Origin of the sequence: Arthrobacter sp. FW306-2-2C-D06B (assembly GCF_021789175.1) — a bacterium.
GTDB lineage: Bacteria > Actinomycetota > Actinomycetes > Actinomycetales > Micrococcaceae > Arthrobacter.
Genome location: NZ_CP084560.1, coordinates 2,691,278 through 2,706,259 on the forward strand (window position 1 = coordinate 2,691,278; position 14,982 = coordinate 2,706,259).

Annotated in this window: 14 protein-coding genes; 7 read left to right on the forward strand and 7 right to left on the reverse strand. The window is 63.3% G+C overall.

Annotation, left to right across the window (positions count from 1 at the left end; all coding sequences use genetic code 11):
* Positions 1–186 precede the first annotated feature (186 nt).
* Complete coding sequence (locus LFT47_RS12565) at positions 187–576, forward strand: hypothetical protein (RefSeq protein WP_184735461.1); 390 nt, start codon at positions 187–189, stop codon at positions 574–576.
* Between the two features lie 124 nt (positions 577–700).
* The gene (locus tag LFT47_RS12570) at positions 701–958 is read left to right on the forward strand and encodes a mycoredoxin (protein ID WP_236811230.1); all 258 of its coding nucleotides are present in this window, start codon (positions 701–703) and stop codon (positions 956–958) included.
* A 14-nt stretch (positions 959–972) separates the two neighbouring features.
* On the opposite strand, the gene LFT47_RS12575 is transcribed toward LFT47_RS12570, so the two are convergent.
* From LFT47_RS12575 to LFT47_RS12595, 5 genes are all read right to left on the reverse strand, one after another.
* Entirely contained in the window at positions 973–3,273 is a 2,301-nt protein-coding gene (locus LFT47_RS12575) for an FdhF/YdeP family oxidoreductase (protein ID WP_236811232.1), read from the reverse strand.
* Between the two features lie 56 nt (positions 3,274–3,329).
* Entirely contained in the window at positions 3,330–4,106 is a 777-nt protein-coding gene (locus LFT47_RS12580; protein WP_236811234.1) for a lipoate--protein ligase family protein, read from the reverse strand.
* On the reverse strand, positions 4,106–4,909 hold the full coding sequence (locus LFT47_RS12585) for a thioesterase family protein (protein WP_236811236.1): 804 nt from the start codon (positions 4,907–4,909) through the stop codon (positions 4,106–4,108). Before LFT47_RS12585 ends, LFT47_RS12580 begins: the two co-directional genes overlap by 1 nt.
* A 32-nt stretch (positions 4,910–4,941) precedes the next feature.
* The gene (locus tag LFT47_RS12590; RefSeq protein ID WP_236811239.1) at positions 4,942–5,430 is read right to left on the reverse strand and encodes a DedA family protein; all 489 of its coding nucleotides are present in this window, start codon (positions 5,428–5,430) and stop codon (positions 4,942–4,944) included.
* Positions 5,431–5,497: 67 nt separating this feature from the next.
* Positions 5,498–5,692: a DUF1918 domain-containing protein gene (locus tag LFT47_RS12595; RefSeq protein WP_236811241.1), complete on the reverse strand. Its 195-nt coding sequence runs from the start codon at positions 5,690–5,692 to the stop codon at positions 5,498–5,500.
* 203 nt (positions 5,693–5,895) lie between these two features.
* On the opposite strand from LFT47_RS12595, the gene LFT47_RS12600 reads away from it, so the two are divergent.
* Positions 5,896–7,011, forward strand: a complete 1,116-nt coding sequence (locus LFT47_RS12600) for a PDDEXK nuclease domain-containing protein (RefSeq protein ID WP_236811243.1) — start codon at positions 5,896–5,898, stop codon at positions 7,009–7,011.
* Positions 7,012–7,127: 116 nt separating this feature from the next.
* On the forward strand, positions 7,128–7,934 hold the full coding sequence (locus tag LFT47_RS12605; protein WP_236811244.1) for a polysaccharide deacetylase family protein: 807 nt from the start codon (positions 7,128–7,130) through the stop codon (positions 7,932–7,934).
* Between the two features lie 4 nt (positions 7,935–7,938).
* On the opposite strand, the gene LFT47_RS12610 is transcribed toward LFT47_RS12605, so the two are convergent.
* Positions 7,939–8,595, reverse strand: a complete 657-nt coding sequence (locus LFT47_RS12610; RefSeq protein WP_236811245.1) for a DNA alkylation repair protein — start codon at positions 8,593–8,595, stop codon at positions 7,939–7,941.
* Between the two features lie 28 nt (positions 8,596–8,623).
* Complete coding sequence (locus LFT47_RS12615; protein ID WP_236811246.1) at positions 8,624–9,598, reverse strand: dienelactone hydrolase family protein; 975 nt, start codon at positions 9,596–9,598, stop codon at positions 8,624–8,626.
* Positions 9,599–9,703: 105 nt separating this feature from the next.
* Here LFT47_RS12615 and LFT47_RS12620 point away from each other — a divergent pair, with 105 nt between their 5' ends.
* The 3 genes from LFT47_RS12620 (at position 9,704) to LFT47_RS12630 (ending at position 14,918) form a co-directional block, all read left to right on the forward strand.
* Positions 9,704–10,594, forward strand: a complete 891-nt coding sequence (locus LFT47_RS12620; RefSeq protein WP_236811247.1) for a ribonuclease Z — start codon at positions 9,704–9,706, stop codon at positions 10,592–10,594.
* Between the two features lie 140 nt (positions 10,595–10,734).
* Positions 10,735–13,518 carry a response regulator gene (locus LFT47_RS12625; RefSeq protein ID WP_236811248.1) on the forward strand — a complete coding sequence of 928 codons (2,784 nt, stop codon included), beginning with the start codon at positions 10,735–10,737 and terminating at the stop codon, positions 13,516–13,518.
* A 407-nt stretch (positions 13,519–13,925) separates the two neighbouring features.
* A complete protein-coding gene (locus LFT47_RS12630; RefSeq protein ID WP_236811249.1) occupies positions 13,926–14,918 on the forward strand; it encodes a hypothetical protein in 993 nt (330 codons plus the stop codon).
* The last annotated feature ends 64 nt before the right edge of the window (positions 14,919–14,982 follow it).

Below are 14,982 nucleotides of genomic sequence, written 5' to 3' on the forward strand. Positions count from 1 at the left end.
ACGCCCTCAACCATAGAAGCCTTCCTGGCCGCGAGGGAGGCCCTGCCGTTACCTGTATCAGCAGGTCTTCCGGCTGGTCAGGGCTGATTTTGGACGTCCGCCCGATCAGATCCGGCGGACGGGCGAGCTCTGACAAAACCCGAATCAGGGGTGGACGGCGGAGGTCGCACAGAGCAGGATTGAGCCATGAGCATCCATGAGGCACTTCTGAAGCAGGCCAGCATTACCGCCACGGAAGCCACGCTCGTGGCGAAGTTCGAGATCGAGGGCAACATCCCTGGTTCCGGCGCCTTTGTCGTCGGCCTGGTCGCGGCGACTCCGGACTATTCCTCTCAACGAAGACTGGGCATCGAGTTCATGAACGGGGAGGCGATTGCCTTCTTCTCGTTCAACCATGACCAAAGCGCCGAAGAGAACTACGACCTCAAGGGTGTTGAACACTCGGGGAACACCATTACGGGCCATTTCCCTCTCTCTGCGATCAATGGCCTTGGCAAGGGACACGTGATGACGGCCTTCAGCGAAGCCGACGGCCGCGAGTTCCAATCGGGCGTCGCCGTCGAGGAGTCGCTCTAGCCGGGCGGCCAAATCCATGCCCGATTCGCCCTTGCGTGTCATGTGACACATGCGCGCGAAGGAATAGTGCCTGCCGGGTTACCGTTGACGCGAGTAGTTCAAAACAACGACGGCAGGAGAATCCGTGGACTTCACTCCCGAATCCGGCACTATCACTATGTTCTCGACCACTTGGTGCGGTTATTGCAACCGACTGAAGAAGCAGCTGGACGCCAAGGGCATCGGCTACAACGAGGTCAACATCGAAGAGGTTGAGGGCACCGCTGAACTGGTGGAGAAGCTGAACGGCGGCAACCAAACCGTGCCCACGGTCCTTTTCCCGGACGGCACCGCTGCCACCAACCCTTCCGCAGCCGAGGTCGAAGCGCGCCTCGCCGCCTGAACCCCGCAGCTGAGTTATCCCGGTGGTGCGGCTGGTTCCAGGCGCACCACCACGGACTTGGACACGGGAGTATTGCTGCCTTCGGCGGTCGAATCCAGCGGTACAAGGACGTTTGCTTCCGGGTAATACGCAGTCACGCAACCGCGGGCTGTGGGGTACGCGATCAACCGCAACTGACGCAGGACCCGGTCCACGCCGTCGCCGGCCTCGCTGTGGACGTCCACATAGCCGCCGTCGGCAAGGCCCAGGTCAGCCAGGTCGTCGCGGTGCGCAAAAAGCACCATGCGGCCTTTCTTCACGCCCCGGTAGCGGTCGTTCATGCTGTAGGTGGTCGTGTTGAATTGATCGTGGGAGCGCACGGTCTGGAGCAACAGGCGCCCCTGCGGGACGTGGATAGTCTCAAGGTCGTTGACCGTGAACATCGCTTTCCCGGTGGCGGTGGGAAACTTCCGCTCGTCCCTGGGGCCGTGGGGCAGGACGAAACCGTCACGGCTCCTGGCTTTTTGGTTGAAGTTCTCGAAGCCCGGCACCACATGGGAAATATGCTCGCGCACTGAGTCGTAGTTCGCCTCGAATCCTGCCCAGTCAACCGGGACTTTGCCGCCGAGTACCGTGCCTGCCATGCGGCACACGATCGCGACTTCGGACAAGGCTTTGTCGGAGATCGGCTCGAGCCTTCCCGCCGAACGGTGTACCGCGCAGACGGTGTCTTCGACCGTGACGAACTGCTCGCCGCTGGCCTGGCGGTCTATTTCCGTGCGGCCCATCGTCGGCAGGATCATCGCTTGTTCCCCCACCACGGCATGGGAACGGTTGAGCTTCGTGGAGATCTGGACGGACAAACGGGTCTTGCGGACGGCTGCCTCAGCCGCAGTGGTGTCCGACATTGCGTGCACGAGGTTTCCACCGAGCGCGACGAGCACCTTGATCCGGCCGTCCCGCATGCCGCGGATGCTGTCCACGGAATCGACGCCCGGGTGCCGCGGCGGGTCGAAGCCGAATTCCTGCTGCAGGGCGTTGAGGAACGGTTCGGGCATTTTCTCCCAAATACCCATGGTCCGATCGCCCTGGACGTTGCTGTGCCCGCGGATCGGCGAAGGGCCGGCGCCGGGTTTGCCGATGTTCCCCCGGAGCAGGAGCAGATTGACGATCTCCTTGATGGTCGCCACAGCCTTCTTGTGCTGGGTCAGGCCCATGGCCCAGGTAATGATGACCTTCTCCGCACGCAGGTAGCGGGAGGCGAGCTCATCGATTTCCTCCGCCCTCAAGCCCGTTGCGGCGAGGACGTCCTGATCATCAAGCTTTTCGATGTGGGCTTGGAACTCCTCGAGCCCCTGGCAATGCTCCTCGATGAACGCATGGTCGAGGACTGCCCCCGGTGCCGCCTTCGCTGCCTCCAGGACCCGCTTGGAGACGGCTTGAAGCAACGCCATGTCACCTGCGAGGCGGATCTGCAGGAACTGGTCCGCCAAGTCCGTTCCCTTGCCCACCAGCCCACGGGGCCGCTGCGGGTTCTTGAAGTTGATGAGTCCGGCTTCCGGAAGAGGGTTCACCGCGACAATGCCGGCACCGGCGAGCTTTGCCTCTTCCAAGGCGGTGAGCATCCGGGGATGGCAGGTCCCCGGGTTTTGGCCCATGATGATGATCAAATCGGCCTTGGCGAAGTCCGTGTAGCTGACGGCGGACTTGCCCACGCCGAGTGTCTCACCGAGGGCCAGCCCTGTGGACTCATGGCACATGTTCGAGCAATCGGGCAGGTTGTTGGTCCCGAAGGCCCGGACGAAGAGCTGGTAGACGAACGCGGCTTCGTTGCTCGTCCGGCCGCTCGTGTAGAAGGTGGCTTCGTCGGGCGATTCCAGGGCATTCAGTTCACGGGCAACAATCCGGAACGCATTGTCCCAACTGATGGGACGGTAGTGGTTCGAACCGGCAGGTTTGTAGACCGGCTCCACGAGCCTGCCCTGCTGGCCCAGCCAGTACTCCGAGCGCTCGGCGAGGGAATCGACGTCGTTCTCGTCCCAGAAACCGGACGGAACCTTGAGCTGATCAGCCTCCCACCCGACGGCCTTCGCGCCGTTCTCACAGAACTCGGCCAGCTTCCGCTCCGGAGGATCCGGCCAGGCGCAGCTCATGCAGTCGAAGCCGTCCTTCTGGTTCATGGCCAGCAAGGACTTCCACGTGCGGGACGGCCCCATCTGGCTCAACGCATGGGGCAAGGAGTCCACCAGGCTGGGGAAACCCGCGGCGGATCGCTTCGGCGGTCCGACCGTGAGGTCCGCCTCGGAATCGTGGACAACGGATGGCTTCTTGTCCATTGCTCTACCTCGGTCCGCTTGGTTGTGGCCTCAAGCGTAGTCCCGGCGGTATTCGTCTACAACGGCGTGCTGGTGCTCGTCACAGGGAGCAGGCTCTGGAAATCGCCGTCGATGAGTTCGGCGTATTCTGCGTAAGCCGCGACGACGGCGTCTTCCACGGTGGGTACGTCCAGCTGTGGCAAGAGGTCATTGGCCGCCCCCGCCGTGGCGGGATCCCACTCCAGTCCGAGGGCGCCATAGCTGGCAGTGAGGACTTCGCGGATGGGCGCCGAATTCTCGACGACGATCACCGAGCTGAACAGCCATCCCCCGGAGACCACCCTCTGGGCGGTGCCGACGAGCTTGATCTGGTGTGTTGGAAAATCCGGATCCAGGCCGTGGACGCTGAACTCGCCCGGGCAGTACTCGCCGGGGATCTCCCCGACGGCGGCCTGGACGCCGACGCGGCGGAGCGCACCCGCGAGCAGCTCGCCAAAAAAGGAGAAACGGGCCTTCGCCCCGGCAATCGCGTCGGTGTGCGGCTCCACGTGGTCGATCACCAAGGTGCCCCGGTGGTAGGCCGCTGCCCGGCCCCCGGCCTTGCGGATCAACGGCTCGAAACCCAGGTCCCGGCAAGCCTCGGACGCGGCCTGGAATCCCGGCAGCTTGGCATCGCGTTGCCCGAAGGCCACGGTAGGGCGGGGCCGGTACAATCGCAGCGTCGGCGCCAGCAGCCCCCTGCGGGCACGGTTGAGGAGCTCGATCCCGAAGTCCAGGTCATCAGCGACGCCGAGCGACTCTTCCTGGCGCACCACCGTGAGCGTGCGCTGTGTCCGGGCGAGATCCTCAACCATCAGCTTTTCCTCAGCGTGAGGATTTGCTCCGCGCGGCCGAAGGGGCCGTTGATGTCGTGAAGCACCGTGGACGTCAGGCCGATGCCGTCATTGCCGAAGGAGACCATGTTGTCCAGGCCCAGCCATTCGCCTGCAGGTTCACGGTACATGTGGATCTGCAGGTCAAGGTTGGGGAAGATGTAGCTGTTCTTGCCCGGCGAAACGCGGGCGGCAATACCGTTGGCTGTGTCCACGAGTCCAACGAGCCTCGCGATATCGCGGCTGTCCGCCGCATCGGTGAGGGGATGCTCCGTGCGGATCCAGACTTTGCCCGAGCCTGCCCGGTGTCCCTCCGCCATCCGCATTTCCAAGGACCGGATATAGCCACCCGGCCAGACGCTCGCGCCGTCCCACGGCTTGCATTCGTCCGGGGCCGGCATTTCAACGTCTTCAATGGCGGCCACGGCACTCGTGTCGCTCGTCGCCATGCGCCAGGCGGTGGCACGGATAGCCACGCGTCCTGCCGCCGAGAGTTCCGCTTGGATCAGTTCAATGGTCCTGCCGGGGCGGACCGTGGCGGTGGTGATTTCGAATTCTCCGCCCGGGATCAATCCAAGGATTTCGTAGCTGAGGCGGGCCATCCGGACGTCGTCGCGCGGCTCATGGCGGAGCAAGGCATCAGCCATAATGCCCGACGCGGGCGCCATGTGCTGCTCGTGCGGATTCCATGCGCCTTGGGCGTGGATGGTGGAGCGGAACCGCCCGTTCCCGAGCGATTCGTAGTAGAAGTCGCCTTCCGCAAGGTCCGGAAGCTCAATACTCAACGCCTGCCCTTTCGCCGGTCCGGTAATGGAACTCAGACCACTGTATCTTCTGGCGCCACGGCCGTCCGACGTCGACGCCGCATGACCAGGCAGACTGCTAGTCCGGCAAGTGAGAGGGCCAGGAGAGCGGCAGCCAAAGGGGAGGCCGCCATGACTGCGAGCCAGGCATCTATCGCCGCCAGGCCGATGGTCGCGTAGGCGAAAGCCCAGATGCCCGAGCCGACTATTGCCGCAGGGAGATACCGGCTGAGCGGCATTCTCGCAGCCCCGGCAGCCAGGTTGACGGCGGTTTGGAGTCCGATCGTCAGGAACGTCAGCACGACGGCGTAGGGGCCAAAGCGCTGAATCAAGGCCTGCGCTTTGCCGGCTTGGGGGCGATGCAAGGCGCGTGCGAAACGCGTGCGTTCGAGTCCAGCCGCCGCGCCACGGCCGATCCAGTACGTCGCGTTGACCCGGACCATCACGATGGCGAAGAGTGCCACAAGTGCCACCTCAAAGGGGAGGTCCAGGATCTGGTCCACGCGTCCCTCCCTGGTCGTCTCCGCAGCTAAGTCTTACCTTAGCTGAACGCGGCGGCCGGTCCGCGGGTTACGAACTCCCGACTGCGCGGTCGATCGTGAAATCACCACCCGGATACAGGATGGTCTCGTGGCCATCGTCAAAGCGCACGAAATACGGCGGCGCACCGTTTGCACCGCGGACTTCGATGATCTCGCCGTGCCGGTCGGCCGCCCCGACCGTCCTGCCATGAATGATGATCCGATCTCCCTGGGCTGCTTCCACAGGAACCACCTCCCAGCATTCAGATTACGAGTGTTGGGCCGTCGTGGGAACAGGCCGCAGGCGACCCGAGGAACGGGCCGGGCGGTGGCACGCCGCGGCGCCTAAAGTGTCAGTCCCCTCCCCTAGCTTTGACGAAATGGTCGCCGTACCGGCGGCCGTAACTTAGTCGCTTAAGAAGAGGTTCGCCAGTGCAGAGTCAAGAATTGAAACCGGAACAGACCACGCCGGCGGCAGCAGCGTCGTCGTTCATGACTCCCCCGGCGCCAACCTCAATGCCGGACTGGTACCCCGAGCTGCTTGCAAGTGTCTCCAAAGAAGTCGGCGCGGGGCGTTCGCGGGCTATTTCCTCAGCGAACAAGGCTCTGCTTGCCTCCTATTGGTCCATCGGCCGGCAGCTGGCACAGCGGGAGTCAGAGCAAGGCTGGGGTTCCAAAGTCGTCACCCGCCTATCGGCGGACGTACAGGCCCGGTTCCCTGGTTCCAAGGGATTCTCGCCACGGAACCTCCGCTACATGAAGACTTTCGCCCAAGCTTGGCCGGAGTTCCCAATGTTGCAAGCGCCGCTTGCAACATTGCCCTGGTACCACCAGATCGCGCTGCTTGAGAAGCTCGACGACGCCGCGACCCGCCTCTGGTACGCAGCGGCCGCCGTCGAACACGGATGGTCGCGCAACGTTCTTGCCCATCAGATCGAAACTCGTCTCCACGAGCGCTCCGGGCAAGCGATTACCAATTTCAAAACCACCATGATGCCGGCGGACTCGGACCTTGCCCAACAAGCCACCAGGGACCCGTATGTGTTCGACTTCGTCGCAATGACTGACCGCCGCAACGAGCGGGAGCTGGAGCTTCAGCTCGTCCAGCATGTGGAGAAGTTCCTCCTGGAACTGGGACAAGGGTTCGCCTTTGTCGGCGAGCAAGTCAGATTGGAAATCAGCGGCGATGAGTTCTTCGCCGATCTCCTCTTCTATCACTTGAAGCTCCGCTGCTATGTGGTGATCGAGCTCAAGGCGGTGAAGTTCGAACCTGGATTTGTTGGCCAGCTAGGCATGTACATGTCAGCCGTGGACGATCTTCTGGCGCATCCCGATGACAAGCCAACCATCGGGCTCCTGCTCTGCAAGGAGAAGAACAACGTGGTGGCCGAGTACGCGCTGCGGGGAATCAACCTGCCCATCGGCGTCTCGGAGTGGCAAAGCAAAATCATCGAATCGCTGCCAGAAGAACTCGCTTCAAGCCTGCCAAGCATCGAACTCCTTGAGGCCGAACTGGCTGACGAACCGGCAAGCGTCGCGGCCACAGGACGCGCCCTGCCGTAGACGCCGAACGCAATCTGTGAATTCGGCCGATGCCCGTTTTTTGGGTTCAACCTCAACGATTCAAGGCGTATCCTGCACTCATACGCGTCTGGGGGCCCTCGTCTCGTGGAGGAGCCATGCGCAACCCAAAAAAGAACAAGCGGCTGACGTCCATTGTGGGCGTCCTGTTACTCACGGCGGGCGCCCTCGGCGGAATCACCGTTCCTGCCCATGCCGCAGCCCCTACTGTCGTGAGCCTGACGTTCGATGACGGCAACGACAATCAACTCGCTGCCGAACAGGTACTCAAGGCCCACGGGCTGGTGGGAACCTTCTTCATCACCACCAGCTGGATCGGATCTCCGGCGTACCTGACCCAGGAAAATCTGCAAACCATCGCGGGGGACGGAAACGAAATCGGCGGCCATACCGTCACCCACCCGGATCTGACGACGCTCGACCCCTCGGCCGCAAGCGCGGAAATCTGCAACGGCAAATCGAGGCTGGAAAGCTGGGGATTCCAGGTGAGCGACTTCGCCTATCCCTTTGCAGCGGAAAACGCCGCTGTCCAGGCTGCGGTCAAGAACTGCGGATTTGCGAGCGGACGGGGCCTGGGAGACATCCGTTCCCCGGCGAGCTGCCCGGACTGCCCGTTCGCTGAGACCCTTCCTCCGGCAAACCCGTTGGTCACCAAGGCCCCGGACGAAGTGGACAGCACCTGGACCCTTCAGAACCTTGAGGATCTGGTCACCAATGCCGAAAGCACGGGAGGATGGCTTGAACTGACTTTCCACCACATCGCGGTCGGAACCGATCCCACGCTGACCATCGACCCCACCCTCTTTGACACATTCGTCACTTGGCTGGCTGCGCGGACGGCTAACGGAACGACTTCGGTCAAGACCGTTTCCCAGGCCTTGGGCGTAACAAGCTCAAGCGGCTGACGGCTCAAGGGACTGGCGAGGGGAATTGAAGCTCAGGCCGTCGCTTGGCAACCTCGTTGAGAACGGAGGAAACCGCTTCTCTAACCACCTCGGCCTCCGTGGAAATTGCCCGAGCGGTGTCGAGCGCCACGGTGGCGCGGCGTACAAACGCTTCCCAGTCGCCTCCCCCGGCACGGAGCGCCCTCAGCGGCGACATCAGGGCGGCACGGCACAGCCACTCGTCACGCTCCCGCGCCCATCGATCCATCACAATTTCAGCCCGCGCCTTGGCCTGCCCTTCGAGCCCGGAAATCAAGGGTCCGATCACGTCGACCGCCAGCGGATCGACCAGTTCACGCAGCCTTCCTTCACGGACAAATCCCTCAAGGCGCGTCAGATCGGTATTCGCCAGCAAATGGACTTTGGACTGCAGAAGGACGATTGCCGCGAGCCGGCGCTCGAATACCGGAACCTCCCACAATTCCGAGCTCAACGCAGTGACCTCATCGTGCGCAAGCCTCGGGTGGCGGCGGAGGGCGTCCCGGACCGTTCCACGGATAGCCCCGATCGATGATCCGTAATGATGTAGCCCGATTCCCAGCCGCGCTTGTGCCTGTTCTGCCCGGATCCAAGAGCTTTCACGGCGCAAGGCCTCATCGATGAACTCAGCGGCGTCACTCATGCGAACATTCTTCCGCAAGAGCGTCCACTCAGACGTGCTCGCCAAACCAGGCCAGCATGTCTTGCCAGGCAGCTGTCGCCTGTGTTTCGTTGTACCGCTGACTGGTGTCGTTGTGGAAGGCGTGGTCGACGCCGGGATAGACAGTGAGCTTGTGGCGGACGTCGGCGGCTTCGAGCGCATCCCGAAGTGCCGGCATTGCGCCGGTGATGCGCTGGTCGAGTTCGGCATAGACCCCAAACACGGCCGGCTTGATGGATGGAACCTTGTCCAGCTCGGGTGCGGGGCCATAGAAGGCCGCCGTGGCTTTCAGGCCGGGTAACTCGGTCGCGGATTGCCAGGTGATGCCGCCGCCAAAACAATAGCCGTTCATCGCGATCCGCTCCCCGTCCACGAAATCCAGTGACCGGAGGTAATCGAGCGCCGCGGAAAAGTCGGAAACATGGCGTCCGGCCCCTGCCCTTGTCAGCGCTCCGGGCACGGCGTCGGCATCCACGCTCGGCGTGCCTCCCTCCCGGCTCAGGAGATCCGGTGCCAAAGCGACGTACCCGGCCTTGGCAAACCGGCGGGCCACGTCCTGGATGTGCGGGGTAAGTCCGCGATTCTCATGGCAGACGAGCACCGCCGGTCCCGCATCTGCCCCCTCAGGCCTGGCAAGGTAGGCGCTGATGCCGGTTCCGCGGGCGGGGAACCGGACGGTGGCGGTCACAAGGCCAGACGCTCCCTCAGGTACGGAAAGTGGACTCTTCGCCCCCGGTACCGGCCCGGCTGTCGCCGTCGCCGCGGGTCGGGCGGATGAAGGTTCGGGGCTTGGCATGGAGTCGGTGCTTCGCGGGACTTCATCCGGAGCACATCCGAGCTGCAGCATCGTCGAGGAGGCGGCGGCCATGCTCCCGGTGATGAATGCGAGCCGGCGAATGAACGCTCGCTGCGACATGTCCCCCGAGCGGTAGTCGTCGAAGAATTCCTCGACCAGGTACTTTTCAAATTTCCCGAGCTGGACCATCGCAGGCCTCCTGAGTGTGCCGCATATCCTCCTCCGAAGACCGTCAGCGGGCAAGGGTGGCCAGGATGGTGGGTACAGGCGCCAAGTAGTGAGACACTCGGTTCCATGCGTGAATTCGTGGTTCTCGGTACCGCCTCCCAGGTCCCGACAAGGACCCGCAACCACAACGGATACGTGCTTCATTGGGATGGCGAGGGCCTGCTCTTCGATCCTGGAGAAGGCACCCAGCGGCAGATGATCCAAGCCGGCGTCTCGGCCAGCCAGATCACGCGTATCTGTATTACCCACGTCCACGGCGACCACTGTTTCGGGCTGCCGGGCGTGCTCTCGCGCATGGCGCTGGACCGGGTGGAGCATGCAATCCATTTGCACTATCCCGCATCCGGCGAGGACATGATCCGCGCCCTCGTGGCTGTCGCGTCGCCAGGCATCGACCTTCGGCTTCATCCGCACGGCGCCCCCGGTCCTATCGCCGCAGGACTGGAGGTGCGCCCGCTGCTCCATCGAATCGAGACATACGGCTACAGGGTTGTCGAGCCCGAAGGCCGCAGCCTTCTGCCTGAGCGGCTTGCGGCAGCCGGGATTACAGGATCGGATATCAGCCTCCTGCAGCGGGACGGGAGCCTGGGCGGCGTGCGCTTGGAAGACGTGAGCGTGCCGAGGCCCGCTCAGAGCTTCGCCTTCGTCATGGACACGGCACCATGTGACGGTGCCGGGGAACTCGCCGAGAGTGTGGACCTTCTCGTGGCCGAGTCCACTTTCAGCGACGACGACGGCGCCCTGGCCGCGCAGTACCGCCACCTCACCGCCGGGCAGGCAGGTGAGCTGGCTGCCGCCGCCGAAGCGGGCATGCTCATCCTTACGCATTTCTCCTCGCGCTATCCCGACGTCGGACAGCTCGCGGAGCAAGCGCGGGCGCGGTCAGGCGCGGCTGCCGTCATGGCCGCGAACGACCTGGACCGGGTTCCCTTCCCCAAGCGCCAGCGGTGGTTGTAGGGGACTCGAAGTATCTGGCAATTTTGTGATGCTTTCGGGTAGGTTCCCGGATACTCTGTCCGTGGGGAGGGCCACGCCGGCACACCCACGCGTCCGCCGATGTGGGCGGGCTTGTCATCTATTCAGCTCTGGGGGCCGAAATGACAAACGAAATGCGGCCGCTGGATCACGTCGGCTCTTTCAGGGGCCTGTCTTTTAGCGGACTGGTCGAGGCCGTGCCGGATGCTTTGCTCGTGATCGACGCGGACGGTCAGATCACGTTCGGCAATGCCTATTCAGAGCAGCTCTTCGGTTATTCGCGTAGCGAACTGCTGGGCAAGCACTATGAGATGCTGCTTCCGGCGCGGTTCAAGGGCCAGGGTGGCGCCATCCGGGATCTCTTTGACCGCGATCCCGGGGTACGCAGGGCCGGGACTGACCTGAAACTGTTCGGCCGCCACCGTGACAGCACAGAGTTCCCTATTGAGGTCAGCTTCGCTTCCCTAGGCGACCCCCCGGGCATGCAACTCGTCGCCTCCATCCGGGAAGTAAGTGACCGCGTCCGCGTCGACGCCGAACTCCGCGATGCCCTCTCCCTTCTCAGTGCCACCCTTGAGTCCACGGCCGACGGCATTCTGGTCGTCGCGGCGGACGGGACTATCGCGGGGGCGAATGAGCGCTTTGCCGAGCTGTGGGGCATCCCCGCGGATCTCTTGGAGTCCCACGACGATGGCCGGCTGTTGGCTTTCGTCCTCGACCAGCTCACGGATCCCGCTGGCTTCATAGGCAAGGTCCAGGAACTGTACGCCGATCCGGGGGCGGAGAGCCTGGACATGTTGGAATTCCGTGACGGACGGACGTTTGAGCGGTACTCCCGGCCCCAAAAAGTCGGGGATGAGATCGTGGGACGGGTCTGGAGTTTCCGTGACGTCACTTCCCGTCAGCGCGCTCAGGACCAGGCGCGGGAGGCGCTCGCCCAAGTGGAGGGCCTGGCCGCCATCGTTGAGTCCTCGGCTGACGCGATCATCGGCATGACCCCCGAGGGCGTCATCACTAGCTGGAACCCGGGTGCGGAGAAGCTGTACGGATACGCCGCCGCCGAAGCGACCGGGCAGAACGTCCGGATTCTCATTCCGGACTACCTCCGGCCCGAGGACGAGGTGCTGGCCGCGGTCCAGAATGGCGGACCGGCCCGTAGCTTCGAGACAGACCGGATGCGTAAGGATGGCTCCATCGTGCCCGTGTCCCTGACGGTCTCCCCGATCCGCGGCAAACACGGCGTTATTGGACTTGCGACCATCGGGCAGGACATTACCGCCCGGCGTGCCACAGAAGCGGAACTGTTGGCTGCCCGGGAGGAGGCCCTGGAATCGAGCAGGTTGAAGTCGGAGTTCCTCGCGACGATGAGCCATGAGATCCGCACCCCCATGAACGGCGTCATCGGCTTGACAGCGCTCTTGTTGGACACGCCGCTGGATGAAACGCAACGCAAATACGCCGAAGGGGTTCAGACCGCCGCCGGAGCTTTGTTGACCCTGATTAACGACATCCTGGATTTCTCGAAGTTGGAGGCGGGGAAAATCGACCTGGACATCACGTCCTTCGATCCGCAATACCTGATGGAGGAAGTCGCCTCGCTCTTGGCCGAAGCAGCCCAGGGCAAGGGCCTGGAACTCATCGCGTACTGCCACCCCGATGTTCCCGCACAGCTGGCCGGTGATGCCGGCCGGATCCGGCAGATCCTGTTGAACCTGGCTTCGAACGCCGTAAAGTTCACCGCGTCCGGTGAAGTCGCCATCCGGGTGAACGTCGCGGACCAGGACGCAAGAACCGCGCTAGTGCGATTCGAAGTCAGCGATACCGGTATTGGCATCCATGCTGCGGATCATTTGCGCTTGTTCGATTCGTTTTCCCAAGCAGACGCCTCCACCACGCGTCGGTACGGTGGAACCGGTCTGGGCTTGGCCATCTGCCGGCGCCTGACGCAAGTAATGGGCGGCGACATTGGTGTAACCAGTGCCCCTGGCGAGGGAAGCACGTTCTGGTTCTCTCTGCGATTGCCGCTGGCCAAGGAATCCGGGCGGGTTCCCGACCGCACGGTCCCGAGCCTATTGGCGGGTCTGCGCGTGTTGGTGGTCGACGATAATGCCACCAACAGGTTCGTGTTGGAATCGCAGTTGAACACGTGGGGGCTGCGGCCGGACGCGGTAGCGGACGCGCGCACGGCCCTCGACCGCTCACGGACGGCAGCCTCCGCAGGGAAACCCTTCGACATTGCGGTGCTCGACATGTGCATGCCGGACATGGACGGCCTTGAACTTGCCCACGAGTTCTCGAGGGACCCCGCCCTGCGGGGCATCCCGCTCATGATGCTGACGTCCGCGTCCCAGGTATCCAAGACCGATATGGCTGATGCGGGAATCAGCGAATGGCTCACGAAACCTGTACGTGGCTCAGAACTCTACGACCGCCTGATGCGGCTGGTGGCTGGCAAGCCGGCGACCGACGCGGTGTCCGCACGTGCACTGCCCCTGAGGCTGGACAGGCCTTCCAAAGGAAGGATCCTTGTCGTGGAGGACAACGCGGTGAACCAGCTCGTCGCCCGTGAAATGGTTGCCAAACTGGGCTACGAAGCCGAGGTGGCCGCCGATGGCGCAGAAGCTGTCTCCGCCATCGGCGCCCGCTCCTATGCGGCTGTGCTCATGGATTGCCACATGCCCGTCATGGACGGCTTCGAGGCCACCAGAAGCATTCGCGCCAGGGAAAACGGCGGCGTCCGCTTGCCCATCATCGCCATGACCGCCGGAGCCCAGGACGAAGACCGCGAGCGCTGCATCGCAGCCGGGATGGATGATTACCTCAGCAAACCGGTCGATCTGGCTGCGCTGGATGAAGCCTTGAATCGGTGGATTGCCCGCGGTGGCCCTTCATCCGCCATTGGATGATGCGCTGCTTACGTAGGGTTCTCAGCGTGTTTGGCCGTCCGTGTTTGGAAAACGAGTAGGCGGCACTCGTGCCTCAGGGCCGGGAAAGATGTTGAATTAACACAGGAATACATCCGCGGCTTGAGACAGACCAGCCGGCCCTCCGGGACCGGCGTTGAACGGGGCCGACGGCGGGAGGGCCCCTGGAGCCCGGGGCTCGGGGCTCTCTACCCCAGACGCCGCCGGCCCCCCCCCGGGGTTGCCCAAAGGAACCCTCCCTCGCCGCATCGGGTTTGTGCGCCGTCTGTTCTTTTCCGCGCCTGCCGGAGCACAATTGAGAAATGTTGGACCGTGGGCGGTGCGGCATGTCAACTCCGTTACACTGTCCGGGCCCTCCTTTCATCAGCCTGTTGTGAAAGGACTCCGAGATGTTCCAGCCAAGCAAACGACTAACAGCGTTGTGTTCCGCACTCGTGCTGTTTCTGGGAATACCTGCGGTGGCGTCGTGTTCCGGGCCAAGCGGTACGCCTTCCCCGGCGACGTCCAGCGGGACGGCGACAGGGCCGACGTCGGGATCCGCCTCGCCGACGGCGACCTCTACAGTGACGTCGGACGCCGCAGAGTTCTGCGGGGCAGGGTCCGCCATCCACTATGACCGCTCCTCCTTCCAGCCGACGCCCAGGATTGACAACAAGTGGTTTCCGCTGAAGCCCGGCATGCAGTACACGACGAAGGGCACGGTGAAGAGTGCCGATGGCACCTCGGAGCGCACTGTGGTCCACTCCGTGACTGGACTGACAAAGGTAATAGACGGCGTGAAGACCCTCGTGATGTGGGACCGGGACTACTTCGACGGGCAGCTCGTGGAATCCGAACTGGCTTTCTTCGCCCAGACGGAAAAGGGCGCGGTCTGGCTCTTCGGGGAGTATCCGGAAGAGTACGAGAACGGCACTTTCACCGGCGCCCCCCGCACTTTCATTAGTGGCATTTCCAAGGCCCAGGCAGGGATCGCCATGCAGGATCAGCCGGTGACCGGTACCCCGGGGTACGTCCAGGCCCACGCACCCGACGTGGGCTTCCTGGATTGTGGAACCGTATTCAAGCAGAACGAGCGGGTATGCGTCCCCGCCGCGTGCTATGACGGAGTGTTGGTCGTTGATGAATACAACCCGCTGGAACCGTCTGTGGGCCACCAGCAAAAGCTCTATTCAGCGGGCACGGGGCTAGTGAAAGTGACAGCGGTTGGGGGTGTGGACCAGGAGTCGTTGGACCTCGTCAAAGCGGAGGCCCTCGGAGACTCCGCGCTGAGTGAGATCAATCGGCAGGCACTGGAATTGGACGGGCACGCCTACCAGGTCAGTGCAAGTGTTTACGGCACCACGCCCCACGCCGAGGTTGCGGCCCCGAGCTCCGGCGGCTAGGGCAAATACCACCATCACTCGCGAAAAGGCAGTAAATTCCCTGTCATTATCCTGAGAATCCTTG

Coding starts and splice junctions, on each gene's coding strand:
- LFT47_RS12610 (WP_236811245.1), bottom strand. CDS start 8,595: ATGAGTGACGCCGCTGAGTTCATCGATGAGGCCTTGCGCCGTGAAAGC.
- LFT47_RS12575 (WP_236811232.1), bottom strand. CDS start 3,273: ATGGACAAGAAGCCATCCGTTGTCCACGATTCCGAGGCGGACCTCACG.
- LFT47_RS12565 (WP_184735461.1), top strand. CDS start 187: ATGAGCATCCATGAGGCACTTCTGAAGCAGGCCAGCATTACCGCCACG.
- LFT47_RS12630 (WP_236811249.1), top strand. CDS start 13,926: ATGTTCCAGCCAAGCAAACGACTAACAGCGTTGTGTTCCGCACTCGTG.
- LFT47_RS12625 (WP_236811248.1), top strand. CDS start 10,735: ATGACAAACGAAATGCGGCCGCTGGATCACGTCGGCTCTTTCAGGGGC.
- LFT47_RS12605 (WP_236811244.1), top strand. CDS start 7,128: ATGCGCAACCCAAAAAAGAACAAGCGGCTGACGTCCATTGTGGGCGTC.
- LFT47_RS12620 (WP_236811247.1), top strand. CDS start 9,704: ATGCGTGAATTCGTGGTTCTCGGTACCGCCTCCCAGGTCCCGACAAGG.
- LFT47_RS12615 (WP_236811246.1), bottom strand. CDS start 9,598: ATGGTCCAGCTCGGGAAATTTGAAAAGTACCTGGTCGAGGAATTCTTC.
- LFT47_RS12580 (WP_236811234.1), bottom strand. CDS start 4,106: ATGGTTGAGGATCTCGCCCGGACACAGCGCACGCTCACGGTGGTGCGC.